The sequence below is a fragment of the Devosia sp. A369 genome, assembly GCF_054489345.1.
The window spans coordinates 42,456-66,352 of sequence record NZ_JBTMWV010000004.1 but is presented as its reverse complement, the minus strand read 5'-3'; the positions used below and the strand labels follow the sequence as shown (position 1 = coordinate 66,352).

General features: G+C 64.0%; 27 protein-coding genes. 10 read left to right on the top strand and 17 right to left on the bottom strand.

Annotation, left to right across the window (positions count from 1 at the left end):
* Complete coding sequence (locus tag ACX3OZ_RS06990; protein ID WP_459104153.1) at positions 1 to 201, top strand: heavy-metal-associated domain-containing protein; 201 nt, start codon at positions 1 to 3, stop codon at positions 199 to 201.
* Positions 202 to 305: 104 nt separating this feature from the next.
* On the opposite strand, the gene ACX3OZ_RS06985 is transcribed toward ACX3OZ_RS06990, so the two are convergent.
* The 3 genes from ACX3OZ_RS06985 to ACX3OZ_RS06975 form a co-directional block, all read right to left on the bottom strand.
* A complete protein-coding gene (locus tag ACX3OZ_RS06985; RefSeq protein ID WP_459096308.1) occupies positions 306 to 1,253 on the bottom strand; it encodes a substrate-binding domain-containing protein in 948 nt (315 codons plus the stop codon).
* A 76-nt stretch (positions 1,254 to 1,329) separates the two neighbouring features.
* Positions 1,330 to 2,349, bottom strand: coding sequence for an ABC transporter permease (locus tag ACX3OZ_RS06980; protein WP_459096307.1), 1,020 nt, complete (start codon positions 2,347 to 2,349; stop codon positions 1,330 to 1,332).
* Positions 2,330 to 3,871 carry a sugar ABC transporter ATP-binding protein gene (locus ACX3OZ_RS06975; RefSeq protein ID WP_459104152.1) on the bottom strand — a complete coding sequence of 514 codons (1,542 nt, stop codon included), beginning with the start codon at positions 3,869 to 3,871 and terminating at the stop codon, positions 2,330 to 2,332. The genes ACX3OZ_RS06980 and ACX3OZ_RS06975 overlap by 20 nt, the downstream gene beginning before the upstream one ends.
* Positions 3,872 to 4,066: 195 nt before the next feature.
* Between ACX3OZ_RS06975 and ACX3OZ_RS06970 the strand changes: the two genes are divergently transcribed.
* Entirely contained in the window at positions 4,067 to 5,092 is a 1,026-nt protein-coding gene (locus ACX3OZ_RS06970) for a LacI family DNA-binding transcriptional regulator (RefSeq protein WP_459104151.1), read from the top strand.
* 2 nt (positions 5,093 to 5,094) lie between these two features.
* Here ACX3OZ_RS06970 and copM read toward each other — a convergent pair whose 3' ends face one another.
* Positions 5,095 to 5,445, bottom strand: coding sequence for a CopM family metallochaperone (gene copM / locus ACX3OZ_RS06965; protein WP_459104150.1), 351 nt, complete (start codon positions 5,443 to 5,445; stop codon positions 5,095 to 5,097).
* A gap of 158 nt (positions 5,446 to 5,603) precedes the next feature.
* Between copM and cobF the strand changes: the two genes are divergently transcribed.
* The 7 genes from cobF to cobM all read left to right on the top strand — a co-directional run bounded on the left by cobF (position 5,604) and on the right by cobM (position 11,656).
* Positions 5,604 to 6,332: a precorrin-6A synthase (deacetylating) gene (gene cobF / locus ACX3OZ_RS06960; protein ID WP_459104149.1), complete on the top strand. Its 729-nt coding sequence runs from the start codon at positions 5,604 to 5,606 to the stop codon at positions 6,330 to 6,332.
* Positions 6,333 to 6,402: 70 nt separating this feature from the next.
* Positions 6,403 to 7,587, top strand: a complete 1,185-nt coding sequence (cobG, locus tag ACX3OZ_RS06955; RefSeq protein WP_459104148.1) for a precorrin-3B synthase — start codon at positions 6,403 to 6,405, stop codon at positions 7,585 to 7,587.
* Positions 7,588 to 7,589: 2 nt separating this feature from the next.
* Positions 7,590 to 8,222: a precorrin-8X methylmutase gene (locus ACX3OZ_RS06950; RefSeq protein WP_459104147.1), complete on the top strand. Its 633-nt coding sequence runs from the start codon at positions 7,590 to 7,592 to the stop codon at positions 8,220 to 8,222.
* Positions 8,219 to 8,941: a precorrin-2 C(20)-methyltransferase gene (locus tag ACX3OZ_RS06945; RefSeq protein ID WP_459104146.1), complete on the top strand. Its 723-nt coding sequence runs from the start codon at positions 8,219 to 8,221 to the stop codon at positions 8,939 to 8,941. The genes ACX3OZ_RS06950 and ACX3OZ_RS06945 overlap by 4 nt, the downstream gene beginning before the upstream one ends.
* Positions 8,938 to 9,699, top strand: a complete 762-nt coding sequence (locus ACX3OZ_RS06940; RefSeq protein WP_459096299.1) for a precorrin-3B C(17)-methyltransferase — start codon at positions 8,938 to 8,940, stop codon at positions 9,697 to 9,699. The genes ACX3OZ_RS06945 and ACX3OZ_RS06940 overlap by 4 nt, the downstream gene beginning before the upstream one ends.
* Positions 9,696 to 10,901 carry a precorrin-6y C5,15-methyltransferase (decarboxylating) subunit CbiE gene (gene cbiE, locus ACX3OZ_RS06935; protein ID WP_459104145.1) on the top strand — a complete coding sequence of 402 codons (1,206 nt, stop codon included), beginning with the start codon at positions 9,696 to 9,698 and terminating at the stop codon, positions 10,899 to 10,901. The genes ACX3OZ_RS06940 and cbiE overlap by 4 nt, the downstream gene beginning before the upstream one ends.
* The gene (gene cobM, locus ACX3OZ_RS06930) at positions 10,898 to 11,656 is read left to right on the top strand and encodes a precorrin-4 C(11)-methyltransferase (protein ID WP_459104144.1); all 759 of its coding nucleotides are present in this window, start codon (positions 10,898 to 10,900) and stop codon (positions 11,654 to 11,656) included. Before cbiE ends, cobM begins: the two co-directional genes overlap by 4 nt.
* Here cobM and phnE (ACX3OZ_RS06925) read toward each other — a convergent pair.
* From phnE (ACX3OZ_RS06925) to phnG, 11 genes are all read right to left on the bottom strand, one after another.
* Positions 11,653 to 12,969, bottom strand: coding sequence for a phosphonate ABC transporter, permease protein PhnE (gene phnE / locus ACX3OZ_RS06925; RefSeq protein ID WP_459104143.1), 1,317 nt, complete (start codon positions 12,967 to 12,969; stop codon positions 11,653 to 11,655). The two genes, cobM and phnE (ACX3OZ_RS06925), sit on opposite strands and share 4 nt — an antisense overlap.
* Positions 12,969 to 13,943 carry a phosphonate ABC transporter, permease protein PhnE gene (gene phnE / locus ACX3OZ_RS06920; RefSeq protein WP_459104142.1) on the bottom strand — a complete coding sequence of 325 codons (975 nt, stop codon included), beginning with the start codon at positions 13,941 to 13,943 and terminating at the stop codon, positions 12,969 to 12,971. Before phnE (ACX3OZ_RS06920) ends, phnE (ACX3OZ_RS06925) begins: the two co-directional genes overlap by 1 nt.
* A gap of 162 nt (positions 13,944 to 14,105) precedes the next feature.
* Positions 14,106 to 15,014: a phosphonate ABC transporter substrate-binding protein gene (gene phnD, locus ACX3OZ_RS06915; protein ID WP_459096294.1), complete on the bottom strand. Its 909-nt coding sequence runs from the start codon at positions 15,012 to 15,014 to the stop codon at positions 14,106 to 14,108.
* A 63-nt stretch (positions 15,015 to 15,077) separates the two neighbouring features.
* The gene (gene phnC / locus ACX3OZ_RS06910; RefSeq protein ID WP_459104141.1) at positions 15,078 to 15,893 is read right to left on the bottom strand and encodes a phosphonate ABC transporter ATP-binding protein; all 816 of its coding nucleotides are present in this window, start codon (positions 15,891 to 15,893) and stop codon (positions 15,078 to 15,080) included.
* Positions 15,894 to 16,184: 291 nt separating this feature from the next.
* Positions 16,185 to 16,799, bottom strand: coding sequence for a DapH/DapD/GlmU-related protein (locus tag ACX3OZ_RS06905; protein WP_459104140.1), 615 nt, complete (start codon positions 16,797 to 16,799; stop codon positions 16,185 to 16,187).
* On the bottom strand, positions 16,796 to 17,497 hold the full coding sequence (phnL, locus tag ACX3OZ_RS06900) for a phosphonate C-P lyase system protein PhnL (RefSeq protein WP_459104139.1): 702 nt from the start codon (positions 17,495 to 17,497) through the stop codon (positions 16,796 to 16,798). Before phnL ends, ACX3OZ_RS06905 begins: the two co-directional genes overlap by 4 nt.
* Positions 17,498 to 17,499: 2 nt before the next feature.
* A complete protein-coding gene (gene phnK / locus ACX3OZ_RS06895) occupies positions 17,500 to 18,276 on the bottom strand; it encodes a phosphonate C-P lyase system protein PhnK (RefSeq protein WP_459104138.1) in 777 nt (258 codons plus the stop codon).
* Positions 18,273 to 19,154, bottom strand: a complete 882-nt coding sequence (locus tag ACX3OZ_RS06890) for an alpha-D-ribose 1-methylphosphonate 5-phosphate C-P-lyase PhnJ (protein ID WP_459104137.1) — start codon at positions 19,152 to 19,154, stop codon at positions 18,273 to 18,275. Before ACX3OZ_RS06890 ends, phnK begins: the two co-directional genes overlap by 4 nt.
* Complete coding sequence (locus ACX3OZ_RS06885; protein WP_459104136.1) at positions 19,151 to 20,239, bottom strand: carbon-phosphorus lyase complex subunit; 1,089 nt, start codon at positions 20,237 to 20,239, stop codon at positions 19,151 to 19,153. The genes ACX3OZ_RS06890 and ACX3OZ_RS06885 overlap by 4 nt, the downstream gene beginning before the upstream one ends.
* Before the next feature lies 1 nt (position 20,240).
* A complete protein-coding gene (gene phnH, locus ACX3OZ_RS06880) occupies positions 20,241 to 20,828 on the bottom strand; it encodes a phosphonate C-P lyase system protein PhnH (RefSeq protein WP_459104135.1) in 588 nt (195 codons plus the stop codon).
* 1 nt (position 20,829) lies between these two features.
* The gene (phnG, locus tag ACX3OZ_RS06875) at positions 20,830 to 21,276 is read right to left on the bottom strand and encodes a phosphonate C-P lyase system protein PhnG (protein ID WP_459104134.1); all 447 of its coding nucleotides are present in this window, start codon (positions 21,274 to 21,276) and stop codon (positions 20,830 to 20,832) included.
* Positions 21,277 to 21,352: 76 nt separating this feature from the next.
* Between phnG and phnF the strand changes: the two genes are divergently transcribed.
* A complete protein-coding gene (phnF, locus tag ACX3OZ_RS06870; RefSeq protein ID WP_459104133.1) occupies positions 21,353 to 22,078 on the top strand; it encodes a phosphonate metabolism transcriptional regulator PhnF in 726 nt (241 codons plus the stop codon).
* Between the two features lie 107 nt (positions 22,079 to 22,185).
* Here phnF and phnN read toward each other — a convergent pair whose 3' ends face one another.
* Positions 22,186 to 22,749: a phosphonate metabolism protein/1,5-bisphosphokinase (PRPP-forming) PhnN gene (gene phnN, locus ACX3OZ_RS06865; protein ID WP_459104132.1), complete on the bottom strand. Its 564-nt coding sequence runs from the start codon at positions 22,747 to 22,749 to the stop codon at positions 22,186 to 22,188.
* The gene (locus ACX3OZ_RS06860) at positions 22,746 to 23,885 is read right to left on the bottom strand and encodes an alpha-D-ribose 1-methylphosphonate 5-triphosphate diphosphatase (protein WP_459104131.1); all 1,140 of its coding nucleotides are present in this window, start codon (positions 23,883 to 23,885) and stop codon (positions 22,746 to 22,748) included. Before ACX3OZ_RS06860 ends, phnN begins: the two co-directional genes overlap by 4 nt.
* Between the last annotated feature and the right edge of the window lie 12 nt (positions 23,886 to 23,897).

The window sequence follows — 23,897 nt, the reverse complement described above, 5'->3', positions numbered from 1 at the left end:
ATGAGCGACAAGAACACTTTCACCGTCAACGACATGACCTGCGGGCATTGTGTGGGCACCGTGCGCAAGGCGCTGGAAACCGCGCTGCCGGGGGCCGATATCTCGGTCGATCTGGCGAGCCACAAGGTGGCATTCACCGGCGACAAGGCGGTCGGCGAAGCGGCAATCCGGGAGGCTGGGTATACGCCTGAGGCGGTGTGAGGCCCTCATCCGTCCTTCTTACCTTCTCCCTCAAGGGGAAAGGGAAGAAGAATCACAAAGGGCGCCCCGAGGGGCGCCCTTCGCATGTCCGCTCTGAGGAGGAATCAGAACGGGCTGTCGGGGAAGTAGTACATCGCAGCGTTGTCCTTGGTGATCAGTGGCGAACCCAGGATGTAGGTGCCGCCGACCGGGCCGTTGGAGGTGAAGTGGCTGACGGTAACGTCCATGGCCGTCGCGATCTGCGCCGGCGGATACAGCACGTCGACCGGCACCAGCTCGTTGCCGTCCATCACGCCCTTGACGATTTCCTTCATGCCGGCGCCGCCGACGATGAACATTTCCTTGTCGCGGCCTGCAGCCTTGACGGCTTCAACCACGCCCAGGGTGATGTCGTCGTCCTGTGCCCACACGCCCTTGATGTCGGGGAAGCGGCTCAGGAAGTCCTGCATCACTTCAAAACCGTCATCGCGGTTCCAGTTGGCGAACTTGTTGTCGAGCACGTTGATGCCCGAGCCTTCGATTTCGGCCATGAAGGCGTCGAAGCGTTCGGTGTCCAGCACGGTCGGAATGCCGCGCAGGATGACGATGTTGTCGCCTTCACCCAGACGGGTCTTCATATACTGCGCCGAAACCTGGCCCATTTCGGTGTTGTTGCCCGAAACATAAACGTCCTGGATCGACGGATCGGTCAGGCCACGGTCAACGACGGTGATGAAGGCACCGGTGTCGGCAACGGCGCGGACCGGCTCGGTCAGCGGCTCGGATTCGAACGGCAGCACCACGAGCGCCTGGATCTGGTGGACCGAAACCAGGTCTTCCAGATCGCTGGCCTGATCGGCCGGGCCGTCAGCGGTCACGATGATGATGTCGATATTCGGATTGGCGGCTTCGAGGCGCTTTTCAGCTTCCGCAGCGTGCCAGTTCAGGCCGCCCATGAAACCATGCGTCGCGGCCGGAATGGACACGCCGATCTTGATCTTTTCCTGCGCCACGGCCGTACCGACCAGTGCGCTGGTGGCCAACAGGCCAAGTGCGATTGCCTTCAAAGACATGATAGTCCTCCCTGCATGTGTGGCGCGTTTGACGCTGCGCCGGTGATCCCGCCTTTACGGCGTGGAATGACTGAAATTATTCGGCCGGCTTGCGGCGACCGCGCAGCGAACCGCGCTGCAGATAAACCGCGGCGATGATGATCACGCCCTGCACTGCCCCATTGAGGTAGTTGGAGATGATCTCGGTGAGATTGAGGATGTTGCCGATCGAGGTGAGGATCAGTGCGCCGATCACGGTGCCGCCGATGCGGCCAAAGCCGCCCTTGAGCATGGTGCCGCCGATGATCACCGCCGCAATGGCTTCCAATTCCCACAGCACGCCGGTGGCCGACGAGGCCGAGCCGAGGCGCGGCACATAGATGATGGTGGCCAGCGACACGCACATGCCCTGCAGGATGTAGGTCGCGGTCTTGACCCGGTCGACCTTGATCGCCGAATAGCGCGCCACATGCTCATTGCTGCCGATGGCCATGCAATAGCGGCCGAAGGCGGTGCGGTTCATCAGCACCCAGCCGAGAATGGCCACGGCGATGAATACCCACACCGGATAGGGAATGCGCAGGAAGCTCTCATAATAGACCGGGCGATAGATTTCGCGGGCGCCATTATTGAGCGACAGCGTGCCGCCATCGGCGAAATAGGTCACCAGCGAGCGATAAATGCCCATGGTGCCCAGCGTCACGATAAAGGCTTCGATCTTGCCCTTGGTGGTCAGGAACCCGTTGATGAAGCCGGCCCCGATGCCCAGGATCAGCGAACAGCCGATACCCAGCAGCACGGTCCAGATCGACGCGCCCATGGCCTCCACGGCGCTGTTCATGATGATGATCATGACGCCGGCGATGAAAGCCGCCATCGAGCCCACCGACAGGTCGATGCCGCCGGCGGTGATGACGAAAGTCGCCCCCACCGCGATGATGCCGATAAAGGCCGAGCGGGTGAGAATATTGGTGATATTGCCTTCGTTAAGGAAGGCCGGATTGAGCGAATAGCCCAGGATCACCAGCAGGATCAGCGCCAGCAGCGGTCCCGCGGTCTTGAGGTCGAGCCGGAAGCCTTTCCCCGGCTTGGCTGCCTCATGCGCTGATACGCTCATCGTCCCCATCCTGTTTGATGCCTGCGGCGTACCGCATGATTTCTGCTTCCACGATCTCGGCGCCTTCGAGCTTGCCGGCCAGCCGGCCATTGCGCATCACCAGCACGCGGTGACTGAGCCCGATGACCTCCTGCATCTCCGAAGAGATCAGGATGATCGACTTTCCCTCGGCGGCGAGCGCCGCGATGATGTGATAAATCTGCTGCTTGGTGCCGACATCGATGCCGCGCGTCGGCTCATCCATGATGATGATGTCCGGATCGGCTTCCATGGTCTTGCCCAACATCAGCTTCTGCTGATTGCCGCCCGAGAGCTGGCCCACCCGCACCGAGGCGTCGCGCGCCCGAATATCGAAGCGGCGCGTGGCGCGCTCCAGGGCCCGCTGTTCGCTCTTGCCGTCGAGAAAGCCATGTTTGAGGTGCTTTTTCAGCGTCAGCAGCGTCAAATTCGGCTGCAGGCCGACATTGAGCAGCAGGCCCCGGCCCTTGCGGTCCTTGGTCATATAGGCCAGCCCGGCATCGACCGATTTGGCGACATCGGTGAAATCGACCGGCAGGCCGTCGACTTCCACCGCGCCGGCGGTCTTGGCCGTCAGCCCGACAATCGCCTCGGCCACGGCCGTACGGCCCGAGCCGATCAAGCCGGCAAAGCCAAGGATTTCGCCCTTGCGCAAGTCGAACGACATCTCCTTGACGCCCGGCGCCTGCAACCCGCGCACCGACAGCACCACGGGCGCATCGACATCGGGCTCATGCTTGGGCGGATAGAGATTGGACAGCTCGCGCCCGACCATCATCTGGGCGATGGAATCCGGCGTCAGCGCCTCGGTGCCGATCGTGGCGATCAACTGGCCATCGCGCAGCACGGTGACGCGCTGGGCGAGGTCCATGATTTCGTCGAGCTTGTGCGAAATGAAGATCACCGCGACGCCGCGCGCCGTCAGCCGGCGGATCTGCTCGAACAGGGTTTCGGTTTCGCCCACCGACAGCACCGCCGTCGGTTCGTCCATGATCAGCACGCGCGCATCGCGGCTGATCGCCTTGGCGATTTCCACCATCTGCTTGTCGGCCACCGACAGCGTATTGATCCGCGCGTCGGGATCAACCCGCACATGCAGCGTTTCCATGACGTCCACGGCGCGCCGGCGCATTTCCCTGAGGTCGAGGAAACCGTATTTCTTGAGTTCGCGACCGAGGAAGATCGAGTCCGCCACGGTCAGATGTTCGGCCAGGTTCAGTTCCTGATGGATCAGCACGATGCCCATGGCCTCGGCTTCGCCATTGGGCGGCAGCACGGCGGCCTGGCCATCATAAGTGATCGAGCCGGAGGTCGGCTGCTCGATACCCGAGAGAATTTTGATGAGGGTGGATTTGCCCGCGCCATTCTCGCCGATAATGGCGTGAACCTCGCCCGGCTTGATGTCGAAATCGACACTGAAAAGCACCGGGATTTCGCCAAACGACTTGGAAATCCTGTTGGCTGACAGGATGGCCGGCGTCGACGTGCCTTCGGCACTGCTCATGTCTGAAACCCCTCCCCGGCGCATGACAGGTTGGCCCTGTTCAGCGTCCACTACTCAGCGATGTAAAGGTTTTCATAAATGATGTAAAGGTTTACATAGACGGAAAATGGGCTAAGCCTAATGAGAAGTCTGGCGCAGGTCGCGCCATCTGCTAAGGCAGCAGGCGCAGACGCCGCAGGGTGGTCGGGGCGAAGAGTGAAGCACCAGAAACTGGCGACAATTGAGGACGTTGCGGCGATCGCCGGCGTATCCATCGCCACGGTCAGCCGCGCTATCAACGAGCCGACCAAGGTCGCCGACGCCACCCGCCGCCGCGTCACCGAGGCCGTTGCCCGCACCGGCTACACCACCAATGCCATGGCCCGTTCGCTGCGCATGCGCCGCAGCAACATGATTCTGATTCTGGCGCCCGATGTGGGCGACCCGAATTTCTCCAATATCCTGGTCGGCCTTGAAACCGAGGCCAGCAAGCGCGGCTATGGCGTGCTGATCGGCAATACCCAGAACGATGCCACGCGCGAGACCGACTATCTGCGCTTCATCAGCTCCAACCAGGCCGATGGCTTGATCCTGTTCACCGGCCACCTGCCCTATGGTTTCGGCAGTGAGGGTGGCGAGTCCCGCCTGCCGCCGATGGTCGCGGTCAACGAACCGGTCAGCAATAATGACGTGCCGTTTGTCGGCGTCGACAATTTCGAGGGCGCCCGCGTCGCTACCGAGCATCTGATTTCCCAGGGCCATCGCCGCATCGCCTTTATCGGCCATTCGACCAGCAAAGCCGTGAACCAGCTCCGCGAGCGCGGCTATCTTGCGGCGCTGCAGGGCCATGGCATCAGCATCGACCCGCTGCTCATTCTGGATGGCGACGGCACCACCGAATCGGGCCGGCAGGCCGCCGAGCACATGTTTGTCCGCGACGTGCTGCCGACCGCGTTTTTCTGCGTCAACGACGCCACGGCACTCGGCGTCATCATCGCGCTGAATGCCCGCCGCTACGACCTACCGCGCGAATTCTCGGTGATGGGCTTTGACGACATTTCCTTCGCCAGCTTTGTTAGCCCGTCGCTGACCACGATGAAGCAACCCCGCCTCAAGATCGGCGAGGAAGCCATGGACCTGCTGCTGGCCCTGCTGGCCGGCGAAACGCCGCGGCAAAGCGAAGTGCTACTGCGCGCCGAGCTGATCGTGCGCAACTCGGTCAGTCGCATCGGGCGGGACTGACGCTACAGCCTCTTCTGGGCCAGCCATGCCTGCATCCAGGCAATCTCTTCCTCCTGCGTCGCAATCACCGCTTCGGCCAGCGCCCGCACTTCGGGGTCGGTGCCGTGTTCGAGCACGATCCGAGCCATATCCACAGCGCCTTGATGATGCGGAATCATGCCGCGCAGGAAATCGGCATCGGCGTCACCGGTGAACTCCATTTCCATGGCAGCGTGCATGCTGGCATTGGCCTGCTTATAAGCCGTGGTCGCCGCGCTATCGGTGGCCATGGCGCCGTGGCCGGCATGGTCCTGCGCCAGCGTCGGCAAGGCAAAAGCGGCCAGCAGGGCGGTAGCAATGATCAGCGTCTTCATCGGAAACTCCTCTCGGTTGATCCCGCTGCTGTGCGGGATTCCCCAATGGGAAGGTCAAGTGCTAGACGGCGTGCGCCGCAAATTGTGACTACTGGTCTTGACACAGGTCGCCCGAGCCAGTGCTTGTCAACGCGCCAGCGCTCGGGCAAGGAAACCCCATGCAGACAATCCTCATCGTGGGCATCGGCACCGGCAATCCCGAGCATCTGACCGTGCAGGCCATCAATGCGCTCAACCGCGCCGATGTGCTGTTCATTCCCGACAAGGGCGCGGCCAAGGCCGATCTGGCCGAGCTGCGCCGCGACATCATCGCCCGCTACGTCACCAATCCAGCCAGCCGCGTGGTCGAATACGCTGTGCCCCGCCGCGACGCCGCCAATCCGGACTACACGGCTGGCGTCGATGAGTGGCACGCAGCGCTGGCTTTGCGCTTCGCCAGCCTGTTGCGCGATGTGCCGGCCGATGGCGCGGCGGCATTCCTGGTCTGGGGTGATCCCGGGCTTTATGATTCTACCATCCGCATTATCGATCGGTTGCGCCCGGATTTTGCCGTCGAAATCATTCCCGGCATCACTTCCATTCAGGCGCTCACCGCCGCCCATGGCATTGCCCTTAACCGCATTGGTGAGCCGGTCCACATCACCACCGGCCGCCGGCTCGGCGATGTCGCCGACGACACCATCGTCATGCTCGACGGCCAGACCGCTTTCACCGAAGCCGATCCCGAGCTCGACATCTTCTGGGGCGCCTATCTCGGGACGGCGGACGAGATCACCATCTCCGGCCGGCTGGACGACGTGCGCGAGCAGATCGTGGCCACAAGGCAGGCAGCGCGGGAGCAGCACGGCTGGATCATGGACATCTATTTGCTGCGCAAGCGGGGGTAGCGGCCCCTCCCCCCGCTTGCGCGACAAGCCGCCCATTCCCCCCGCCGCGCCAATCCGCTAAACCCTACTCATGTCCATCGCCTTGCCCCTTACCCATGTGCGCCGCGGCGCCTGTCCGTCGCTTGATGCTCCGATGCAGACCGGTGACGGCTTGCTGGCGCGCCTGCGCGTGGCCGGCGGCCGGATGACGCCCGCTGCGCTGGAAAAGCTCTCCAATATCGCTGGCGATTTCGGCAATGGCGCCATCGAGGTCACGGCGCGCGGCAATCTGCAGGTCCGCGGGCTGACCGCCGCCGGATCGCGGCCTTTCGCCCGGGCCATCGAAGCGTCAGTGAGCATCGAGCGCGGCCTCGTCGTTGAAACCCCGCCTTTGGCTGGCGACGACCCGCAGGAGCTTGCCGACCCGCGCCCGCTGGCCGCCACCATTCGCAGCGACTCGGCCGCTTTGACCGCGCGCTTGGGCCCGAAAGTCACCGTCATTGTCGATGGCAATGGCCAGCTCAATCTGGCCGGGCTCAAGGCCGATATCAGGCTGGTCGCCACCGCCACGGACAGTTGGGCCATTAGCGCCGGCAATTTCTGCTTCGGCACCACCAGCCAGCCGGCGCAGGCCGCCCATGTGGTGCTGGCGCTGCTGGCCGAACGCGGGCCCGAGGCGCGTGTCGCCGATTTGCCGCATATCCAGCTGCTCGCCGTGCTTGGGCATTTGTGCACAGACGCGCCGGCGCTGCCGCAACCGACCACGACACCCATTGGCCGGTTCAATCTTGCCAATACTGGCGCCATCGGGTTGGGCCTGCCGTTTGGCGCCGTGCCGTGGGATGCGCTCAGCGCGCTGGCGGCGATTGCGCCGCATCATGGTGTCAGCGAATTCCGCCTCGCACCGCACCACGCGCTGCTGGCCATCGGCGCGCGAGCGTCGCTGCTTGACGCGCTGGATGAGGATTTCATCATCCACCTGCAGGACCCGCGCCGTCGCATCAGTGCCTGTATCGGCAGCCTTGGCTGCGCTTCGGGCCATATTGCCGCTCGCAGCATTGCCGAGCGGCTGGCGCCGCTGCTTGACGATCACACCGACCTGCATGTCTCGGGCTGCGCCAAGGGTTGCGCCCATCCGCGCCGCGCCGCTTTGACGCTGGTCGGCCGCCCCGACGGTTACGGCCTTGTCATTGATGGGACGGCAGGCGATACGCCGATCACGCTGCTGCGCGCGGACCAGCTTGAGTCCGCCATCGGCCCCGCCGCGCAAGGATGACGATGACCGCATATGACTACATCAAGGATGGTGACGCGATTTATCGCCAGTCCTTCGCCATCATCCGCGCCGAGGCCGACCTCAGCGCCTTTTCGCCCGACGAGGCCGAGCTGGCGATCCGTATGATCCACGCCGCTGGCGCGGTCGAAGCGGCACAGCATTTCGAATTTGGCCCCGGCTTTGTGACGGCCGCCCGCAATGCGCTGGCGAAAGGCGCGCCGATTTTCTGCGATGCGGAAATGGTTGCCCGTGGTGTCACCGCGGCCCGCCTGCCGGCGCAGAATGAAGTGATCTGCACCCTGCGCGATCCAACCACGCCAACCCTTGCCGCCGAGCTGGGCAATACCCGCTCCGCCGCTGCGCTGAAACTGTGGCTGCCGCGCCTGGCCGGGTCGGTGGTCGCCATTGGCAATGCGCCGACGGCGCTGTTTTTCCTGCTCGAATTGCTGCGCGACGGCGCGCCAAAACCCGCCGCCATCATCGGCATGCCGGTGGGCTTTGTCGGTGCGGCCGAATCCAAGGCGGCGCTGGCGGAGCATTCCTATGGCGTGCCCTATGCCATCGTGCGCGGTCGCCTCGGCGGCTCAGCAATGACCGCCGCTGCGCTCAATGCATTGGCGAGGCCGGGCATATGAGCGGCACTCTGATTGGCGTCGGCACCGGCCCGGGTGACCCGGAACTGCTCACGCTCAAAGCGGTGCGCGCGATCGAAAGCGCCGACGTGGTCGCCTATTTTGCCAAGCAGGGCAATGCGAGCAATGCCCGCCGCATCGTGGCGGATTATCTCACCGGCCAGTTGGAAGAACCGCTGCTCTATCCGGTGACCACCGAGATCGACCGCAACCACGCTGACTACAAAGCCGCCACCAGCGCTTTCTACGCCGAAGCCGCCGCGCGCCTTGCCGTCCACCTCGATGCCGGACGCAAGGTCGCCGTGCTGAGCGAGGGCGATCCGCTGTTTTATGGCAGCTACATGCATCTGCATGTCCGCCTCTCCACGCGCTACACCACCGAGGTCATTCCCGGCATCACTGCCATGTCCGGCTGCTGGTCGGCCGCCGGCCTGCCACTAGTGCAGGGCGACGACATTTTATCGGTCTTGCCCGGCACGCTGGATGAAGCCGCATTGGCAGCCCGCCTCGACAGCCCCGATGGCGCGGTGATCATGAAGGTGGGCCGCAATCTACCAAAAATCCGCCGAGCCATTGCTGCCGCCGGTCGGCTCGACAGCGCCGTCTATGTCGAACGCGGCACCATGGAAAACGCCATGTCGATCCGCCTCGCCGACAAGCCCGACGATGTCGCGCCGTATTTTGCGCTGGTGCTGGTGCCCGGCTGGAGCACGCGGCCATGAGCGGGCGGCTCGTCGTCGTCGGCACCGGCCCCGGCAATCCGGATCAAACCACGCCCGAAGCGCTGGCCGCCATTGCATCCAGCCATGTGTTCTTCGGCTATGGGCCCTATCTCGACCGCCTCGAATTGCGCGACGACCAGCGCCGCGTCGCCTCGGATAACCGCGAGGAGCTGGCCCGCGCCAAGGATGCGCTACACACCGCCGCCTCGGGCGAAAAAGTCTGCGTCGTCTCCGGCGGCGATCCGGGGGTCTTTGCCATGGCCGCCGCGGTGCTCGAAGCCATCGAAGCCGGCCCCCCAGCCTGGCGCGCGGTTGATCTCGATATCGTCCCCGGCGTCACCGCCATGCTGGCCGTCGCCGCCCGCGCTGGTGCGCCGCTGGGGCATGATTTTTGTGCGATTTCACTGTCGGATAATCTGAAGCCCTGGACCGTGATTGAGCAGCGCCTGCGCGCCGTGGCCGGTGCCGGGCTGGTCATCGCGCTGTATAATCCGATTTCAAAAGCCCGCCCCTGGCAGTTGGGCACCGCCTTCGCCATTTTACGCGAAGTGCTGCCGTGGTCGACGCCGGTGATTTTTGGCCGCGCCGCCGGCCGTCCCGACGAAGCCATCACCATCATGAAGTTGGCGGACGCCGATCCCTCCCGCGCCGACATGGCCACCTGCGTCATCATCGGCTCGCCCGAAACCCGCATCATCGAGCGCCCCAACCTGCCGCCGCTGGTCTATTCGCCGCGCTCGCTAGGAAGCCAGCCGTGAGCTGGCTGTCGATTGTCGGTCTCGGCGAAGATGGCCTGCCCGGCCTGAGCGCCGCCGCACAAGCCGCCATCACCGAAGCCGAGTTCATCTTTGGGGGCGCACGCCATCTCAATCTGACCGCCGCCGCGATCACTGGTGAAGCACGCGTATGGCTCTCGCCGTTTTCGGACTCGGTGGATGCCATCGTCGCGCTGAAGGGGCAAAAAGTCTGCGTGTTGGCCTCGGGCGATCCGTTCCACTACGGCGTTGGCGCCACGCTCAGCCGCCATATTGACGCCAGCCAGATGCAGGTGTTTCCGCATCCCTCCGCCTTCAGCCTCGCCGCCGCTCGCCTGGGCTGGCCGTTGCAGGAGGTGGACACGCTGTCGTTGCATGGGCGGTCGCTGGATCTGATCCGCCCGCATCTGCACCCCGGCGCGCGCATTCTGGCGCTGACCTCGGACGAGAATGGGCCCGCCGCGCTGGCACAGCTGCTCACCGATTCCGGTTTCGGCATTTCCATTGTCACCGTGCTCGAAGCGCTGGGCGGCCCCAATGAGACGGTGCGCAGCCACGTCGCCATGAGCTTTGGCCTCCGTGATATCGACCCGCTCAATATCTGCGCCATCAGCGTTGTCGCCCTGCCCGCCGCGCGCATTCTGCCGCTAACTCCGGGACGCGCGGACGCGCTGTTCGAGCATGACGGCCAGATCACCAAGCACGATATTCGTGCGCTGACCCTTTCCGCCCTCGCCCCACGGCGCGGCGAAACGCTGTGGGATATCGGCGCTGGCTCGGGCTCCATCGCCATTGAATGGCTGCTGGCCGATCCCAGCCTGTCGGCGATCGCCATCGAGGCCAATCCCGATCGCGCCGACCGCATCATCCGCAATGCTGCCGCTTGCGGCGTGCCCAATCTCAAGCTGGTCATCGGCACTGCCCCCGAAGCGCTCACTGGCCTCGACGCCCCGCACGCCATTTTCATCGGCGGCGGCGGCTCGGATCCCGGCGTACTCGACGCAGCGATAGACGCGTTGCGCCCTGGCGGGCGGCTGGTCGCCAATGCCGTCACTATCGAGCTAGAAGCCCTATTGCTGGCCCAACACGCCACGCGCGGCGGCAGCCTTACCCGCATCGCCATCGCCCGCGCCGACGCGCTTGGCAGCATGACCGGCTGGCGCCCCGCCATGCCGATCACGCAATGGGTTTGGAGCAAGCCATGACCGTCCATTTCATCGGCGCCGGCCCCGGCGCGGCTGATCTCATTACCGTGCGCGGCAAAAACCTGCTCGCCGCCTGCCCGGTCTGTCTCTATGCCGGCTCCATCGTGCCGCCCGAAATGCTGGCGTGGTGCGGGCCGGACGCACGCCTCGTCGACACCGCACCAATGTCGCTCGATGAAATCGAGGCCGAATATGTGAAGGCCTGTGAAGCGGGTGAGGATGTGGCCCGTCTCCATTCCGGCGACCTTTCCGTGTGGAGCGCGGTGGCCGAGCAGATGCGCCGGCTGGACCGGCTCGGCATCCCCTATACGCTGACCCCCGGCGTGCCGGCCTTCGCGGCCGCCGCTGCTACGCTGGGCCGTGAGCTGACCATTCCCGCCGAAGCGCAAAGCCTGGTGCTGACCCGGATTTCCGGTCGTGCCTCGCCGATGCCCGAGCGCGAAACTCTCGCCGCTTTCGGCGCCACCGGGGCGACCTTGGCGATCCACCTTGCCATCCATGCGCTGAATCGCGTGGTGGCCGAACTGACACCACTTTACGGCGCTGATTGCCCCGTCGCCATCGTGTTTCACGCCTCCTGGCCCGATGAAAAAATCATCCGGGGCACGCTGGCGGATATCGAGGCCCGCTTTGCTGCGGACCCGGTGGAGCGCACCGCGATCATTTTTGTCGGCCGGGGCCTGGGGGCCGCAGATTTCCGCGAAAGCTCGCTCTACGACCCCGATTATCAGCGGCGGTTCCGCGACCGGACCTAATGCGCCGCCGGGCCGATCAGGCGTGAGCGGATGGCGTTCGACACATTGTCGAACAGGAACACCACGCCCAGGATCAGCAGCACCATATAGGCGACCTTGTCCCAGTCCGAGTTGGTGCCCATGGCTTCGAGCAGTTTGAGTCCGATGCCGCCGGCGCCGACAGCGCCGATGATGGTGGCCGAGCGGGTGTTGCTCTCCCAGAAATACAGCGACTGGGAAATGAACACCGGCAACACCTGCGGCACCACGCCGAAGCGATTGACCGAGCCCGCACTGGCCCCGACCGACTTGACGCCCTCGCGCTGCTTGTCGTCGACATTTTCCAGCGCCTCGGCATAGACCTTGCCCAGTGCGCCGGTGTCGGTGAACAGGATCGCCGCGATGCCGGGGATCGGGCCTGGGCCAAAACCCCGAGTGAAGAACAGCGCCCAGATCAGCATGTCGATGGAGCGCAGGAAGTCGAAACTGCGCTTCATCAGCCAATTGGCGGGGCGGCTGGCGGTGATGTTGCGGGCGGCGATGAAAGCCAGCGGAAAGGCGATCAGCGTGGCAAACAGCGTGCCGACAAAGGCCATCACCAGTGTCTGCATCAGCTTCGTGAGAATATCGCCATGCTGCCAGGTGCGGTTGCCGAGCCATTCGCTCAACACCAATGATCCCTGGCCTTGGAACACGAGGCCAATGGTCGACACCAGATCATTGCCCCAGAGCGGCGAGCGCGGATCGTAGAGGAAATTGGCCCAGCCGAGGAAACGGCGCTGCACCGCCACCTGATTGCTGCGAATTTCCGCCTGCCCGGCAAAGCCGTAATTAACCAGCACCTTGCTGCCGTCCTGCTCGATGGCCGATGGTGCATTGTCCGGCGCAAAGGCCCCGGCCTCGGTGATCATCACCGGCCAGACCGCACCATCGAGATGTACGTCCACCTGCGTGGTGGCGATTTCCAGCCGGTCATCCGCGCTGCCGAAACTGGCCGTCATGCCGCCATCGCTGCGCGGCGTCAGCCAGTCGATCTCGGCGCCCTCGGCATATTGCCCCCGGCTCGACCATTGCGGCGTCACCACGCCATCGGCAAAGCGCAGGCGTGGCTGGGCCCGCCAAGAGTACCAGTCTTGAATATAGATCGACGCGCGATCCCATTTGCCATTTTGCAGCGCCGGCCCGACGCTGAAGAAAAACCAGCAGAACACCAGATAGGCCAGCGTTGCCGTGATGCCGACCGGCAGGCCCCAGCGCTGGAAAAAACTCTGCTGAAACACGGCCGGATACTTGGTGGCAAGACGGTGGCGCTCCGCCAGGCTGATCGTGGTCATCAGGCTTTCTCCCGGCCCAGTTGGAAGGATTGGTCGCCCACCAGCCGGCGGCGCAGAAAGCCGGAGAACTGGTCGATGGCGATGACCGTCACCAACAGCAGGATGACGATGGCATAGGTTTTTGCGGCATGGTCGCGACCGATCGACAGGCGGAACGCCTCGCCGATGCCGCCGCCGCCGACTGCGCCGATAATGGTGGAGGCGCGGACGTTGATTTCGGTTCGCAGCAGCGTGTAGCTGACGAAATTGGGCAGCACTTGCGGCACAATGGCGTAGCGCACTCGCTCCAGCCAGGAGGCGCCGACCGAGCGCAGCCCTTCCTCGGGCTTCATGTCGGCATTTTCGACCACTTCGAAGAACAGTTTGCCCAACGCGCCGATGGTGTGCAGCGACACCGCAGCGATGGCGGCAATCGGGCCGATGGACAGCACCGCCGTCAGCAGCCCGGCAATGACGATCTCGGGAAAGGCCCGCAGCACTTCCATGATGCGCCGCACCACCCAGCGCACCGCGCCTGCGCCAACCAGATTGGTGGCGGCGAAAAAGCACAGCACGAAGGCCAGTGAGCCGCCGATAATGGTCGAGACGATGGCGATATTGACCGTGATGATCAGCTGATAAATGAAGTTCGGAATATAGAAGCTGTCGGTCAGATACAGGCGATCCGCCGTGTAATTATATTTGAGCGAGCCGTCGTAATAGGGCGACTCGATATCGAACATGGCGCGCACGATCTCGAACGGATCGTTGGGCACGAAGTTCTTCAGGAAATCGAACAGGTAGGGCAGGCGCTCGAAGAATTTTCCCGAGTTCGCCGCATTGGCGTAATTCATCGCCGCACCCAGCGCCACCAGCACCAGCGCCACGCCGATGAGCGAATAGACCCGCCGGGTGAGTACCTGGCTGCGATAGTGGCGCAGCAGGGTTTGGCTAGCGGGGGAGAGGCCCGGTGGGGCGTGGGCGGTGTCCGTCATGGCGTGCGGTGTCTCCACATTCACGATGTCATCCCGGACTTGATCCGGGATCCATCCCGAGATCTCAGGATGGGCCCCGGCTTTCGCCGGGGTGACACCGCGTTTGCTGGTCGTTGGGAAAGCAAAAATGGCGACGCCGGAGCGTCGCCATCACAGGATAAATCAGCCGCCGATGACCGACTTACGGGCGTCGATGATGGTCTGGTAGAATGCCTGATTGGCCGGAGCGAAATCGACATAGCCACCGCTGGTGAAGCTGTCGAAGCACTCGAAATCGGCCGCCGGCAGGCCGGTGAAGAAGGCGGTGACCTTGGCCTTCATCTCGTCGGACAGCTTGTTGGAGACCATCAGCGGGCCGTTGGGGATGATCGGCGACTGCCAGACTTCCACCAGATCGTCCATGTCGAGCAGGCCCTTGTCGACCATGATGCGCAGGTTGCCCGAGGTGTAGCCCTCGGAGAATTCGCCCTGGCCCGAACCGAAGGTGGTGCCGACATCCCAGGTGCCGTCAAGCACGCCGAGCACGAGGTTTTCATGGCCGCCGCCGAAGCCGGTCGAGCCGTAGAAATCGGCAATCGGGCCCCCGAGATCGACCGGCAGCGCGACGTTGGGAACCAGGAAGCCCGAGGTGGAGTCGGGATCGGCAAAGCCGAGCTTTTTGCCCTTGGTCGAGGCCAAGTCGGTGATGCCGGAGTCAGCGCGGGCGACCATGATGGTGTGGTAGCCGGTGGAACCGTCGTCCTGCTTGGTGGTCAGCACCGGATCAACGGCGTTGGGGTCCTGCAGGTAGATGGCGGCATAGGACGAGGCGCCCATGATGGCGATGTCGATGGTGCCACCGAGCAGTCCCTGGATGACGCCATTGTAGTCGGGCGACGGGAAGAACTGCACTTCGGAGACGCCGGTCGCGGCCTTCAGCGGCTCGGCGACGCATTCGGAGCGGCGGATCTGGTCGCTCTCATTCTCGCCGCCATCAAGGCCAATGCGCAGGACGGAAACGTCCTGGGCGAAAGCGGCAGTGGACATGGAGAGGGCCACGGAGGCCAGCAGGAGGGTGCGGATCGCGGTCATGGATGATTTCCTTTGGGGACGCGGGTTGATCGGCAGGCCCGCTGAGCGGGCTGCGGAACTCGGTTAGTGCGCGGCAGGCGCGCTGGTCTTGAGGGTGATGGGGGCGATGGCGGTGGACGTCATCGCCTCGGAGAAGGCTTCCTTGAGCCCGTCGGCGCCATAGATCGTGCGGGCCACATCGGTGGTCAGCTCGTTCGGCGTGCCGTCGAACACCACCTTGCCGGCGCTCATGCCGATGATGCGTTCGCAATAGGCCCGCGCCGTATCGAGCGTGTGCAGATTGGTGATGACGGTGATGCCTTCGGCATTGATGTCGCGCAGGCTGTCCATGACGATCTGGGCATTGCGCGGGTCGAGGCTGGCGATCGGCTCATCGGCCAGGATCATCTTCGGCCCCTGCATCAGCGCCCGGGCAATCGCCACGCGCTGCTGCTGGCCACCCGACAGGGTCTGCGCCCATTGCAGCGCCGTCTGGGCAATATCAAGCCGCTCCAGCGCCTTCAGCGCTGCCAGCTGCTCATCGGGCGAGAACATTTGCAGCAGATTGAGCACCGGATTGCGACCATTGAGCCGCCCCAGCATCACATTGGTGATGACATCGAGCCGGGGCACCAGATTGAACTGCTGGAAGATCATGGCGCAATCGCGCTGCCAATTGCGCAGGGCCTGCCCGCGTAAATCCGAGACGCGCAGCCCGTCATAATCGATGTAGCCGGAGGACACGTCATTGAGCCGGTTGATCATGCGCAGCAGCGTCGACTTGCCGGCGCCCGAGCGGCCAATCACCCCGACCATCTGGCCCTGGGGGATTTCGAGGTTCACGCCATCGACGGCCAGCTTGTCGCCGAAGCGCCGCGAAACATTGGAAATCTTGAGCATCTGGCGCCCTCGCCGTTACGTTGGCGCAGACCTAGGGGGGCGACGTGAAGCTGGGATAACGGTTGGATGACGGTTGTGTGACCGTGCACAGGGGCAGTTTGGTAGATTGGGGGGCACCGGTGTTGCCCACCCACAATGTCCCCCCGGCCTTGAGCCGGGGCCCATCCTGAGATGGCCATTCTACGCAAAATGGCCGCAGGGCCAGTATTGGCACCTTGCGGCCGTGGTAACATCTCGAGATGGGTCCCGGCTCAGGGCCGGGATGACACCGCGTTTGTGGGGCGCCCAGAGCTACCCGCCATATTTCTCCAGAAACGCTTCGATCCCCAGCTTGCGGAAATCCGGCAGCGCGGTATGCAGCGTCTCGTGATCCCAATCCCACCAGGCCAAGGCATCCAGCCGCCCCGCCACATCGTCGCTGAAGCGTTGCTTGATGGTCCGCGCCGGCACGCCCACGGCGATGGCGAAATCGGCCACGTCCTTGGTCACCACCGCATTGGAACCGATGATGGCGCCATTGCCAACCGTCACGCCCGGCATGATCACCGCGCCATGGCCGATCCAGGTATCGTGGCCGATGGTGATCCCCTGCCCGGCCCGCCAGTCGAAGAATTCCTGATCGTCCGCTTCGCCCTCGAAATACCAGGCCGAGCGATAGGTGAAGTGATGCAGCGAGGCGCGCTCCATTGGGTGCATCGAAGCATAAATGCGGACATGGCTGGCGATGTTGGCGAATTTGCCAATCTGCGCATAGGCGATCTGGGTGTTCTCGACGCAGTAGGAATAATCCCCCAGCGTCGAGCGCGACACGCTGCTGCCCGCGCCCACCTCGGTGTAGCGCCCCAGCGTCGAGCCGACGACATTGGCGGTCGGATGGACGGAGGGTTTCTCGCTCAACCGGGTCATGCCGCGATCCTTGGGGCAAACGCCATCACGTCGACAATCCGGTCGGCCACCTGCTCGCGCACCTCTTCATCATGGAAAATCCCCAGCAGGGCCACGCCCGCCGCCTTTTTCTTGGCGATCATTGCCACCACCACGCCGCGATTGGTGGCGTCGAGCGAGGCGGTCGGCTCATCGAGCAGCAGCACCTTGTGGTCGGTAATGAAGCCGCGCGCGATATTGACGCGCTGCTGCTCGCCGCCCGAGAAGGTTGCCGGCGGCAGGCTCCATAGCCGCTCGGGCAGATTGAGCCGCGCCAGCAACTCCCTTGCCCGGCCTTGTGCCTCAGCCTTGTCGGTGCCGCGCACCACCAGTGGCTCGGCCACCACATCGAGCGCCGACACCCGCGGCACGGTGCGCAAAAACTGGCTGACATAGCCGATGGAGTCGCGGCGCAAAGTCAGCACCAGGCGCGGCTCGGCCGTCGCCAGATCGATGATTTCGCCATGGTGCTGCAGCAGAATGGCCCCTTCATCGACGCCATAATTGCCATAGACCATTTTGAGGATCGAGCTTTTGCCGGCCCCCGATGGCCCGCCCAGCACGACGCATTCGCCGGCTGCGACTTCAAAGCTGACATTCTCCACCACCGGCAGGATCACCCCATCACGCAGATGCATGGTGAAGGTTTTGGCGAGATTTTGGACGGATAGAGCGGTCATGGTCACACCTGCAAAATCGAAGAGACGAGAAGCTGCGTATAGGGCTCGCGCGGATCGTCCAGCACGCGGTCGGTGAGGCCAGCCTCGATGACGTGGCCGTCTTTCATCACCATCATGCGGTGGCTGAGCAGCCGGGCCACGGCCAGATCATGGGTCACCACAATCGCCGCCAGCCCCAACTCGCCCACCAATTGGCGCAGCAGATCGAGCAGCCGCGCCTGCACCGAGACGTCAAGCCCGCCGGTCGGCTCGTCCATAAACACCAGCCGCGGCCCGGTCACCAGATTGCGGGCGATCTGCAGGCGCTGGCGCATGCCGCCGGAAAAATCGCGCGGCTGATCATCGATCCGGTCGGCGGCGATTTCCACCCGGCCGAGCCAGTCGAGTGCGGTGTCGCGGATATGGCCATAATGCCGATCGCCCACCGCCATCAGCCGCTCGCCCACATTGGCGCCGGCCGACACCGTCATGCGCAAGCCATCGGCCGGGTTCTGATGCACAAAACCCCAGTCGGTCCGCACCAGAAAGCGTCGTTCGGCCTCGCTCAGCTCATAGATATTGCGCCATTGCCCGTCGCGCATCCGATACAGGGTCTTGCCGGCGCTGGGCTCCAGCGTCGCCGATAGCGAGTTGAGCAGCGTGGTCTTGCCCGAACCGCTTTCGCCGACAATGGCCAGCACTTCGCCCGGCCATAGCTCGAAACTCACATCGGCGCAGCCCAGCCGGCTGCCGTAATATTTGCTCAGGCCTTCGACCCGAAGCAGCGGTTCGGTGCTCATTTCGTCGCCTCCATCGGGTCCACGCCCAGCACGCCCACATGGCCGGCGGCGCGGCGTTCTTCACAATTGTCGGTGTCCGAGCAGACATACATATGCCCGCCCCGATCATCCAAAATCACCTCATCGAGATAGACTTGTTCGGCGCCACACAGGGCGCAGGGCTCCTCGAAATGCTGGATGGCAAAGGGGTGGTCCTCGAAATCGAGGCTCACCACTTCGGTGTGTGGCGGCACCGCATAAATCCGATGCTCGCGCCCGGCGCCGAACAGTTGCAGCGCCTCGCTCATATGCATTTTTGGATTGTCGAATTTGGGCGTCGGACTGGGGTCCATCACGTAACGACCGGCCACCTTCACCGGATAGGCATAGGTGGTGGCGATCCGACCATGGCGGGCGATGTCCTCATAGAGTTTGACATGCATCAGGCCATATTCTTCCAGCGCGTGCATCTTGCGCGTCTCGGTTTCGCGCGGTTCGAGAAAGCGCAGCGGCTCAGGGATCGGCACCTGATAGACTAGGATTTGCCCGGCACTTAGCGCCCGCTCGGGAATGCGGTGGCGGGTCTGGATGATGCTGGCTTCGGCGGTGTGAGTGGTGGTCGCCACCTGTGCCACCTTGGCGAAGAACGCCCGGATCGACACCGCATTGGTGGTGTCGTCGGCCCCCTGGTCAATCACCTTGAGCACGTCCTCCGGCCCGATAATGGAGGCGGTCACCTGCACCCCGCCCGTACCCCAGCCATAGGGCATCGGCATTTCGCGGCTGGAAAACGGCACCTGATAACCCGGCACGGCAATGGCCTTGAGAATGGCGCGGCGGATCATCCGCTTGGTCTGCTCATCGAGATAGGCAAAGTTATATTGGGCGACGGCGTTCATTCCGCGGCCTCCTTCAGTTCAGTCGCATCGTGCTCGGCGCGCATGCGCCGGATCAGGTCCAGTTCAGCCTGGAAATCCACATAATGCGGCAGTTTCAGATGCTCGACGAAGCCGGTCGCCTGCACATTGTCGGAGTGCGAAATGACGAACTCCTCGTCCTGCGCCGGGGCCACCACGTCCTCGCCGAATTCGCGGGCGCGCAGCGCCCGGTCGACCAGCGACATGGCCATGGCCTTGCGCTCCGCCTGGCCAAACACTAGCCCGTAGCCGCGGGTAAACTGCGGCGGCACCTTGGCTGAGCCCTTGAATTGATTGACCATTTGGCATTCGGTGACGCGGATGCTGCCCAAGTTCACGGCAAAGCCCAGCTCAGGCACCTCGAACTCGACATCGACTTCGCCGATGCGGATTTCGCCGACAAAGGGGTGGCTGCGGCCATAGCCGCGCTGGGTCGAATAGCCGAGTGCCAGCAAAAAGCCCTCATCGCCGCGCGCCAGCGCCTGCAAGCGCAAATCGCGGTCGAGTGGGAAATCCAGTGGTTCGCGGGTTAGGTCGCCGACGTCGCGCTCGGGGTCGGTATCGCCATCGGGCTCCATCAGCCCCTGGCGGCCGAGCAGATCGGTGACGCGCGGGGCTTGTTCCGTCTCTGCTTCGCGGGTCACTGGGGCGGGTACATCGCCGTCGACGATGGATGGATCAAGCAGGCGGTGGGTGTAGTCGAAGGTCGGCCCCAGCAATTGCCCACCGGGCAGATCCTTGAACGTCGCCGAAATGCGGCGTTCGATCTTCATCGCCCCAGTTTCCACCGGCAGCGAATAGCCGAAGCGTGGCAAGGTTGTGCGATAGGCGCGCACCAGAAAGATGGCTTCGATCAAATCGCCCCGCGCCTGCAACAGCGCCAGCGCCGCCAGTTCGCGGTCATAGAGCGAGCCCTCGCCCATGGCGCGGTCGACGGCGAGGCCGAGCTGTTCCATGATCTGATCGAGGCGCAAGGCCGGCACCGAGCGGTCGCCGCGACGGCGGTCGGCCAGCAAGGCATGGGCGTTGGCAATGGCGGCTTCCCCGCCTTTGACGGCTACATACATCTCAGTGTCCTTCCGAAATCCGGGTCGAGCGTGGCAGGCCGAGCACTGCGCCATCCGCCACCAGCAGCAGGTCGATGCCGCGCGGAAACAGCTCGCGATTGTCGGCCCACTGGGCGACGAAATCCTCGGGCAGGCCGATGGGGCTGATGTGGCCGTGCCCCTTGATGCCGGGGCCGCGCAGGGTCAAGTCATTGCCACCGCTCAAGGATTTTACGGCGAGCACAATGGTGGTGGAGCGGTCGGGGTATTCCTGGGTGCCCAGATTGAACTGATCGAGCCGGGGCAAGTCGGCGGCCGAACCGGCGAAAGCGAACACGGCCCGGCCCGGTTCTTGGGTAATCGGAGCGCCGGTGTGGAAGGCGACGAAGGGGGCGATACCGGTGGTGTCGGCCAGCCAAATTGCGGTGTCCTGATCGGCTAAGGTCAGGAGAATGCTGGCTAATTCCGACGTCAGCGCGCCGTGGGCGGCGGCGGGTTGGGTGAGGGTTTGCGGCGTGCCGGGGTTGGCGAGGGCGTCCATGATGGCGCGGAAAGTCGCCTGCGATTGCAGGACGGGGTTGGCGAAACCACTGTCGAGTCCGAAATCCATCTCAGTCATCTCCGCGCACCATGGTGAAAAAGTCGACCTTGGTCGCTGCAGTTTCGTCGCGGCTCTGCTGCTCGGCTTTCGCCGCAAGGGCTTGGAGGGGTTGGATAATTTCGGCTTCGACCTGCGCGGACTGTTGCTGCCAGAGGGCGTCGATCACCGCGATCACCTCGGCTTTGGCGAGGTCGCGACCGAGGCAATAGCCGTGTCCGACTTCGCCACTGGCGAGGCGAATGCTGGCGCGGCTGACGCTGGCTTCGCCCAGATTGAACGGCGCGCCGCCGCCCCCGGCCCGACCGCGAACCATGACCAAACCGACCTCGGGACCACGCAGCACGGTGATAAGTGGCTTGTTGGGCCAGCGCTCCCAGTACTCGGCCAAAGCGCGGGCTGGGGCGGCGGCCAGGGTGTCGAGCACCGCTTTTCTATCCAACGAAGTCGGCGTTTGCATGCTTGCCTCGATTTGTCTATTACACTAGACAACTAATGTCCTGAATCCGGTCCTACGCTTCCTATGTGAAAATGCAATGACAGTTGTGAAATCCGATCTGGGCGGCATCGCCCTGTGGCGGCGCATCGTTGATGCGATCCGCCTCGATATCGTCGGCGGCAAGCTGGCGGCGGGGGATCGTCTGCCCACCGAAGCCATTCTGGCACAACGTTTTTCTGCCAATCGCCATACCGTGCGGCGGGCGCTGGCGGTGCTGGCGGAAGAGGGTGTGGTGGGCGCGGAACAGGGGCGCGGCACCTTTGTGCGCAGCGCCAAACGGCTGAGCTACCCCATCGGCAAGCGCACCAGATTCTCCGAAGGACTGGCCGGACAGGCGCAAAACGTCGCCGGGCAATTGCTGTCCAGCAGGCTCGAAAATGCCAGCGCCACGGCTGCCAAAGCACTCGGAATCAAGCTTGGGAGCAAGGTGGTTCGGCTCGAGACCATGTCGCTGGCGGATGGCAAACCGCTGTCGCGGGCAACAAGCATACTGCCGTATCGGCTATTTCCCGATATGGCCGACCGCTATGCCGAATTGCGGTCATTTACGGCGGTGTTTGCCAGCTATGGGCTGGGTGATTATGGCCGGGCCTCGACAAGGATTTCGGCGCGGCATGCCGATGTGGAGGAGACCAAATTGCTGGGGCTGGCGCCGGGGGCAATCCTGCTGGTGTCGGAGGCGGTGGATGAGGATTCGGCTGGAAATCCAATCTCTTATGCGCTGAGCCGGTTTCCGGCGGAGCGGATGGAATTGGTGGTTTAGGGCGCAGATCGAGGTGGATTGAGGGCACGACACCCCCACCCCGGCCCTCCCCTCAAGGGGGAGGGAGTGCATCGGGGCTCGCCGGTTTCAGTGGCAAGAGCTGGGTTCTAGACCGGTTCGACCAAGCCAGCATTGGCTGCCAGCATGCTGGCGAATTTCTTGCCGGCTGCTGCCAAATCGCCGGAATTGTCGATGCGGATCGTGTTTTCCGGCAATCCGTCGTCAACATTGCGGGCCAAACGCGCCTGAATCGACTCAGGTGTTTCGCGACCGCGCGCGGCGAGGCGTTGGGCCAAAACCGAACGTTCGGCGGTGACCAGGACCACCACCGCATCGGGGTGGCGTTCCAGCAATGCCGGAATGACGCGACGCGACAGATTGGCGACGACGACGCGACCGGCGGCGAGGTCGGCTTCGAGGGAAATGGGCAGACCATAGCGCAGGCCATGGGCACCCCAGCTCAGGGTGAACTGGCCCGCTGCTTCGGCGGCGGCGAAAGCGGCTTCGTCCATGCTGTCGTGATCTTCACTGCCGCCATCGGCGGGGCGGGTGACGACGCGACGGACGAAGACGACGCGGCCGGTCGGTTCCAGCCGTTCGCGGGCGTAACCGATCAGGCTGTCCTTGCCGACGCCACTCGGCCCGACAACGGCAACAAATTTTCCGCTCATATCACTCGCTGGCCCTGACGCCACACTGTCCGCACGATGGGGATACCATCCTCGACGCGCACATGCACGAAGTCGGCGCGCTTGCCGATGGCGATTTCGCCCCGGTCGTGAAAACCCGCCGCTTCGGCCGGGCGCTTGGTGACCAGCTGGATGGCCTTGAACAGGTCCATCGTGTCGGTGAGCGCGAAGGCCCCCTGCAGCATCGAGAAGGGGATGTAATCCGAGGACAGGATATCGAGCAGGTCGGCTTCGGCCAGTGCCCGCGCCGAGACATTGCCGGAGTGGGAACCGCCGCGCACCACATTGGGGCCGCCCATCAGGATGGCCATGCCGGCAGCGCGCGACGCTTTCGCGGCTTCCAGCGTGGTGGGGAATTCGGCGACGTCAATGCCCAGGGCCAGAGCTTCCTCGACATGGTCGCGGGTGGCGTCGTCATGGCTGGCCAGCACAATGCCCAGCTCGTGGCAGGCGGCGGCGATGGCGCGGCGATGCGGGCCGGCGTGAGCGGTGGATTCGGCAATGCGGCGCTCGGAAAAGTCGGCGAGCGCGGCGTCGCTCATTTTCAGCTTGCCCTGATAATAGGTCTTGTAGGCATCCATGCTGGCGAATTGGCGCTGGCCGGGGGCGTGGTCCATCAGCGAGGCCAGACGGACCTGCGGATCGTCCTTGAGCAGCAGGAAGCTCTCGAGGCAATCGGGGGCGGAGACTTCGCAGCGCAGATGGATATGGTGCTCGGCGCGCAGGCGGCCGGCTTTGGTGCCGGCGGCGATGGCATTTGCCAGCGTCAGCATTTCGGCGGCGCCCATATCGGAATTCTCATCGAGCCCGACGCGGATGGCGTCGAGCACGGTGGTGATGCCGGAGGCGGCGATCTGCGCGTCATGCGCCTGCACGGCGGCCACTGGGTTCCAGCGCACTTTGGGGCGCGGCGCATAATGGGTTTCGAGGTGGTCGGTGTGCAGCTCGACCAGACCGGGGATCAAATAATCCCCGTCGAGATCGACGCCGCTGCGGCTGGGCGCGCCGACATCGGTGATGAGGCCGCCATCGACCCGCACGGAGCCTTCCAGCACCTCATTGGCGAGCACGATCCGGGCATTGGTGAGGACAAGTTCCCCGAGAGCGACGGTGTTCATAACGATAAGCCG

Excerpts from the sequence above, each read along its gene's own strand:
- ACX3OZ_RS06990 (WP_459104153.1), top strand. The coding sequence starts at position 1 with ATGAGCGACAAGAACACTTTCACCGTCAACGACATGACCTGCGGGCAT.
- ACX3OZ_RS06985 (WP_459096308.1), bottom strand. The coding sequence starts at position 1,253 with ATGTCTTTGAAGGCAATCGCACTTGGCCTGTTGGCCACCAGCGCACTG.
- ACX3OZ_RS06980 (WP_459096307.1), bottom strand. The coding sequence starts at position 2,349 with ATGAGCGTATCAGCGCATGAGGCAGCCAAGCCGGGGAAAGGCTTCCGG.
- ACX3OZ_RS06975 (WP_459104152.1), bottom strand. The coding sequence starts at position 3,871 with ATGAGCAGTGCCGAAGGCACGTCGACGCCGGCCATCCTGTCAGCCAAC.
- copM (WP_459104150.1), bottom strand. The coding sequence starts at position 5,445 with ATGAAGACGCTGATCATTGCTACCGCCCTGCTGGCCGCTTTTGCCTTG.
- cobF (WP_459104149.1), top strand. The coding sequence starts at position 5,604 with ATGCAGACAATCCTCATCGTGGGCATCGGCACCGGCAATCCCGAGCAT.
- cobG (WP_459104148.1), top strand. The coding sequence starts at position 6,403 with ATGTCCATCGCCTTGCCCCTTACCCATGTGCGCCGCGGCGCCTGTCCG.
- ACX3OZ_RS06950 (WP_459104147.1), top strand. The coding sequence starts at position 7,590 with ATGACCGCATATGACTACATCAAGGATGGTGACGCGATTTATCGCCAG.
- ACX3OZ_RS06945 (WP_459104146.1), top strand. The coding sequence starts at position 8,219 with ATGAGCGGCACTCTGATTGGCGTCGGCACCGGCCCGGGTGACCCGGAA.
- ACX3OZ_RS06940 (WP_459096299.1), top strand. The coding sequence starts at position 8,938 with ATGAGCGGGCGGCTCGTCGTCGTCGGCACCGGCCCCGGCAATCCGGAT.
- cobM (WP_459104144.1), top strand. The coding sequence starts at position 10,898 with ATGACCGTCCATTTCATCGGCGCCGGCCCCGGCGCGGCTGATCTCATT.
- phnE (WP_459104143.1), bottom strand. The coding sequence starts at position 12,969 with ATGACCACGATCAGCCTGGCGGAGCGCCACCGTCTTGCCACCAAGTAT.
- phnE (WP_459104142.1), bottom strand. The coding sequence starts at position 13,943 with ATGACGGACACCGCCCACGCCCCACCGGGCCTCTCCCCCGCTAGCCAA.
- phnD (WP_459096294.1), bottom strand. The coding sequence starts at position 15,014 with ATGACCGCGATCCGCACCCTCCTGCTGGCCTCCGTGGCCCTCTCCATG.
- phnC (WP_459104141.1), bottom strand. The coding sequence starts at position 15,893 with ATGCTCAAGATTTCCAATGTTTCGCGGCGCTTCGGCGACAAGCTGGCC.
- ACX3OZ_RS06905 (WP_459104140.1), bottom strand. The coding sequence starts at position 16,799 with ATGACCCGGTTGAGCGAGAAACCCTCCGTCCATCCGACCGCCAATGTC.
- phnL (WP_459104139.1), bottom strand. The coding sequence starts at position 17,497 with ATGACCGCTCTATCCGTCCAAAATCTCGCCAAAACCTTCACCATGCAT.
- phnK (WP_459104138.1), bottom strand. The coding sequence starts at position 18,276 with ATGAGCACCGAACCGCTGCTTCGGGTCGAAGGCCTGAGCAAATATTAC.
- ACX3OZ_RS06890 (WP_459104137.1), bottom strand. The coding sequence starts at position 19,154 with ATGAACGCCGTCGCCCAATATAACTTTGCCTATCTCGATGAGCAGACC.
- ACX3OZ_RS06885 (WP_459104136.1), bottom strand. The coding sequence starts at position 20,239 with ATGTATGTAGCCGTCAAAGGCGGGGAAGCCGCCATTGCCAACGCCCAT.
- phnH (WP_459104135.1), bottom strand. The coding sequence starts at position 20,828 with ATGGATTTCGGACTCGACAGTGGTTTCGCCAACCCCGTCCTGCAATCG.
- phnG (WP_459104134.1), bottom strand. The coding sequence starts at position 21,276 with ATGCAAACGCCGACTTCGTTGGATAGAAAAGCGGTGCTCGACACCCTG.
- phnF (WP_459104133.1), top strand. The coding sequence starts at position 21,353 with ATGACAGTTGTGAAATCCGATCTGGGCGGCATCGCCCTGTGGCGGCGC.
- phnN (WP_459104132.1), bottom strand. The coding sequence starts at position 22,749 with ATGAGCGGAAAATTTGTTGCCGTTGTCGGGCCGAGTGGCGTCGGCAAG.
- ACX3OZ_RS06860 (WP_459104131.1), bottom strand. The coding sequence starts at position 23,885 with ATGAACACCGTCGCTCTCGGGGAACTTGTCCTCACCAATGCCCGGATC.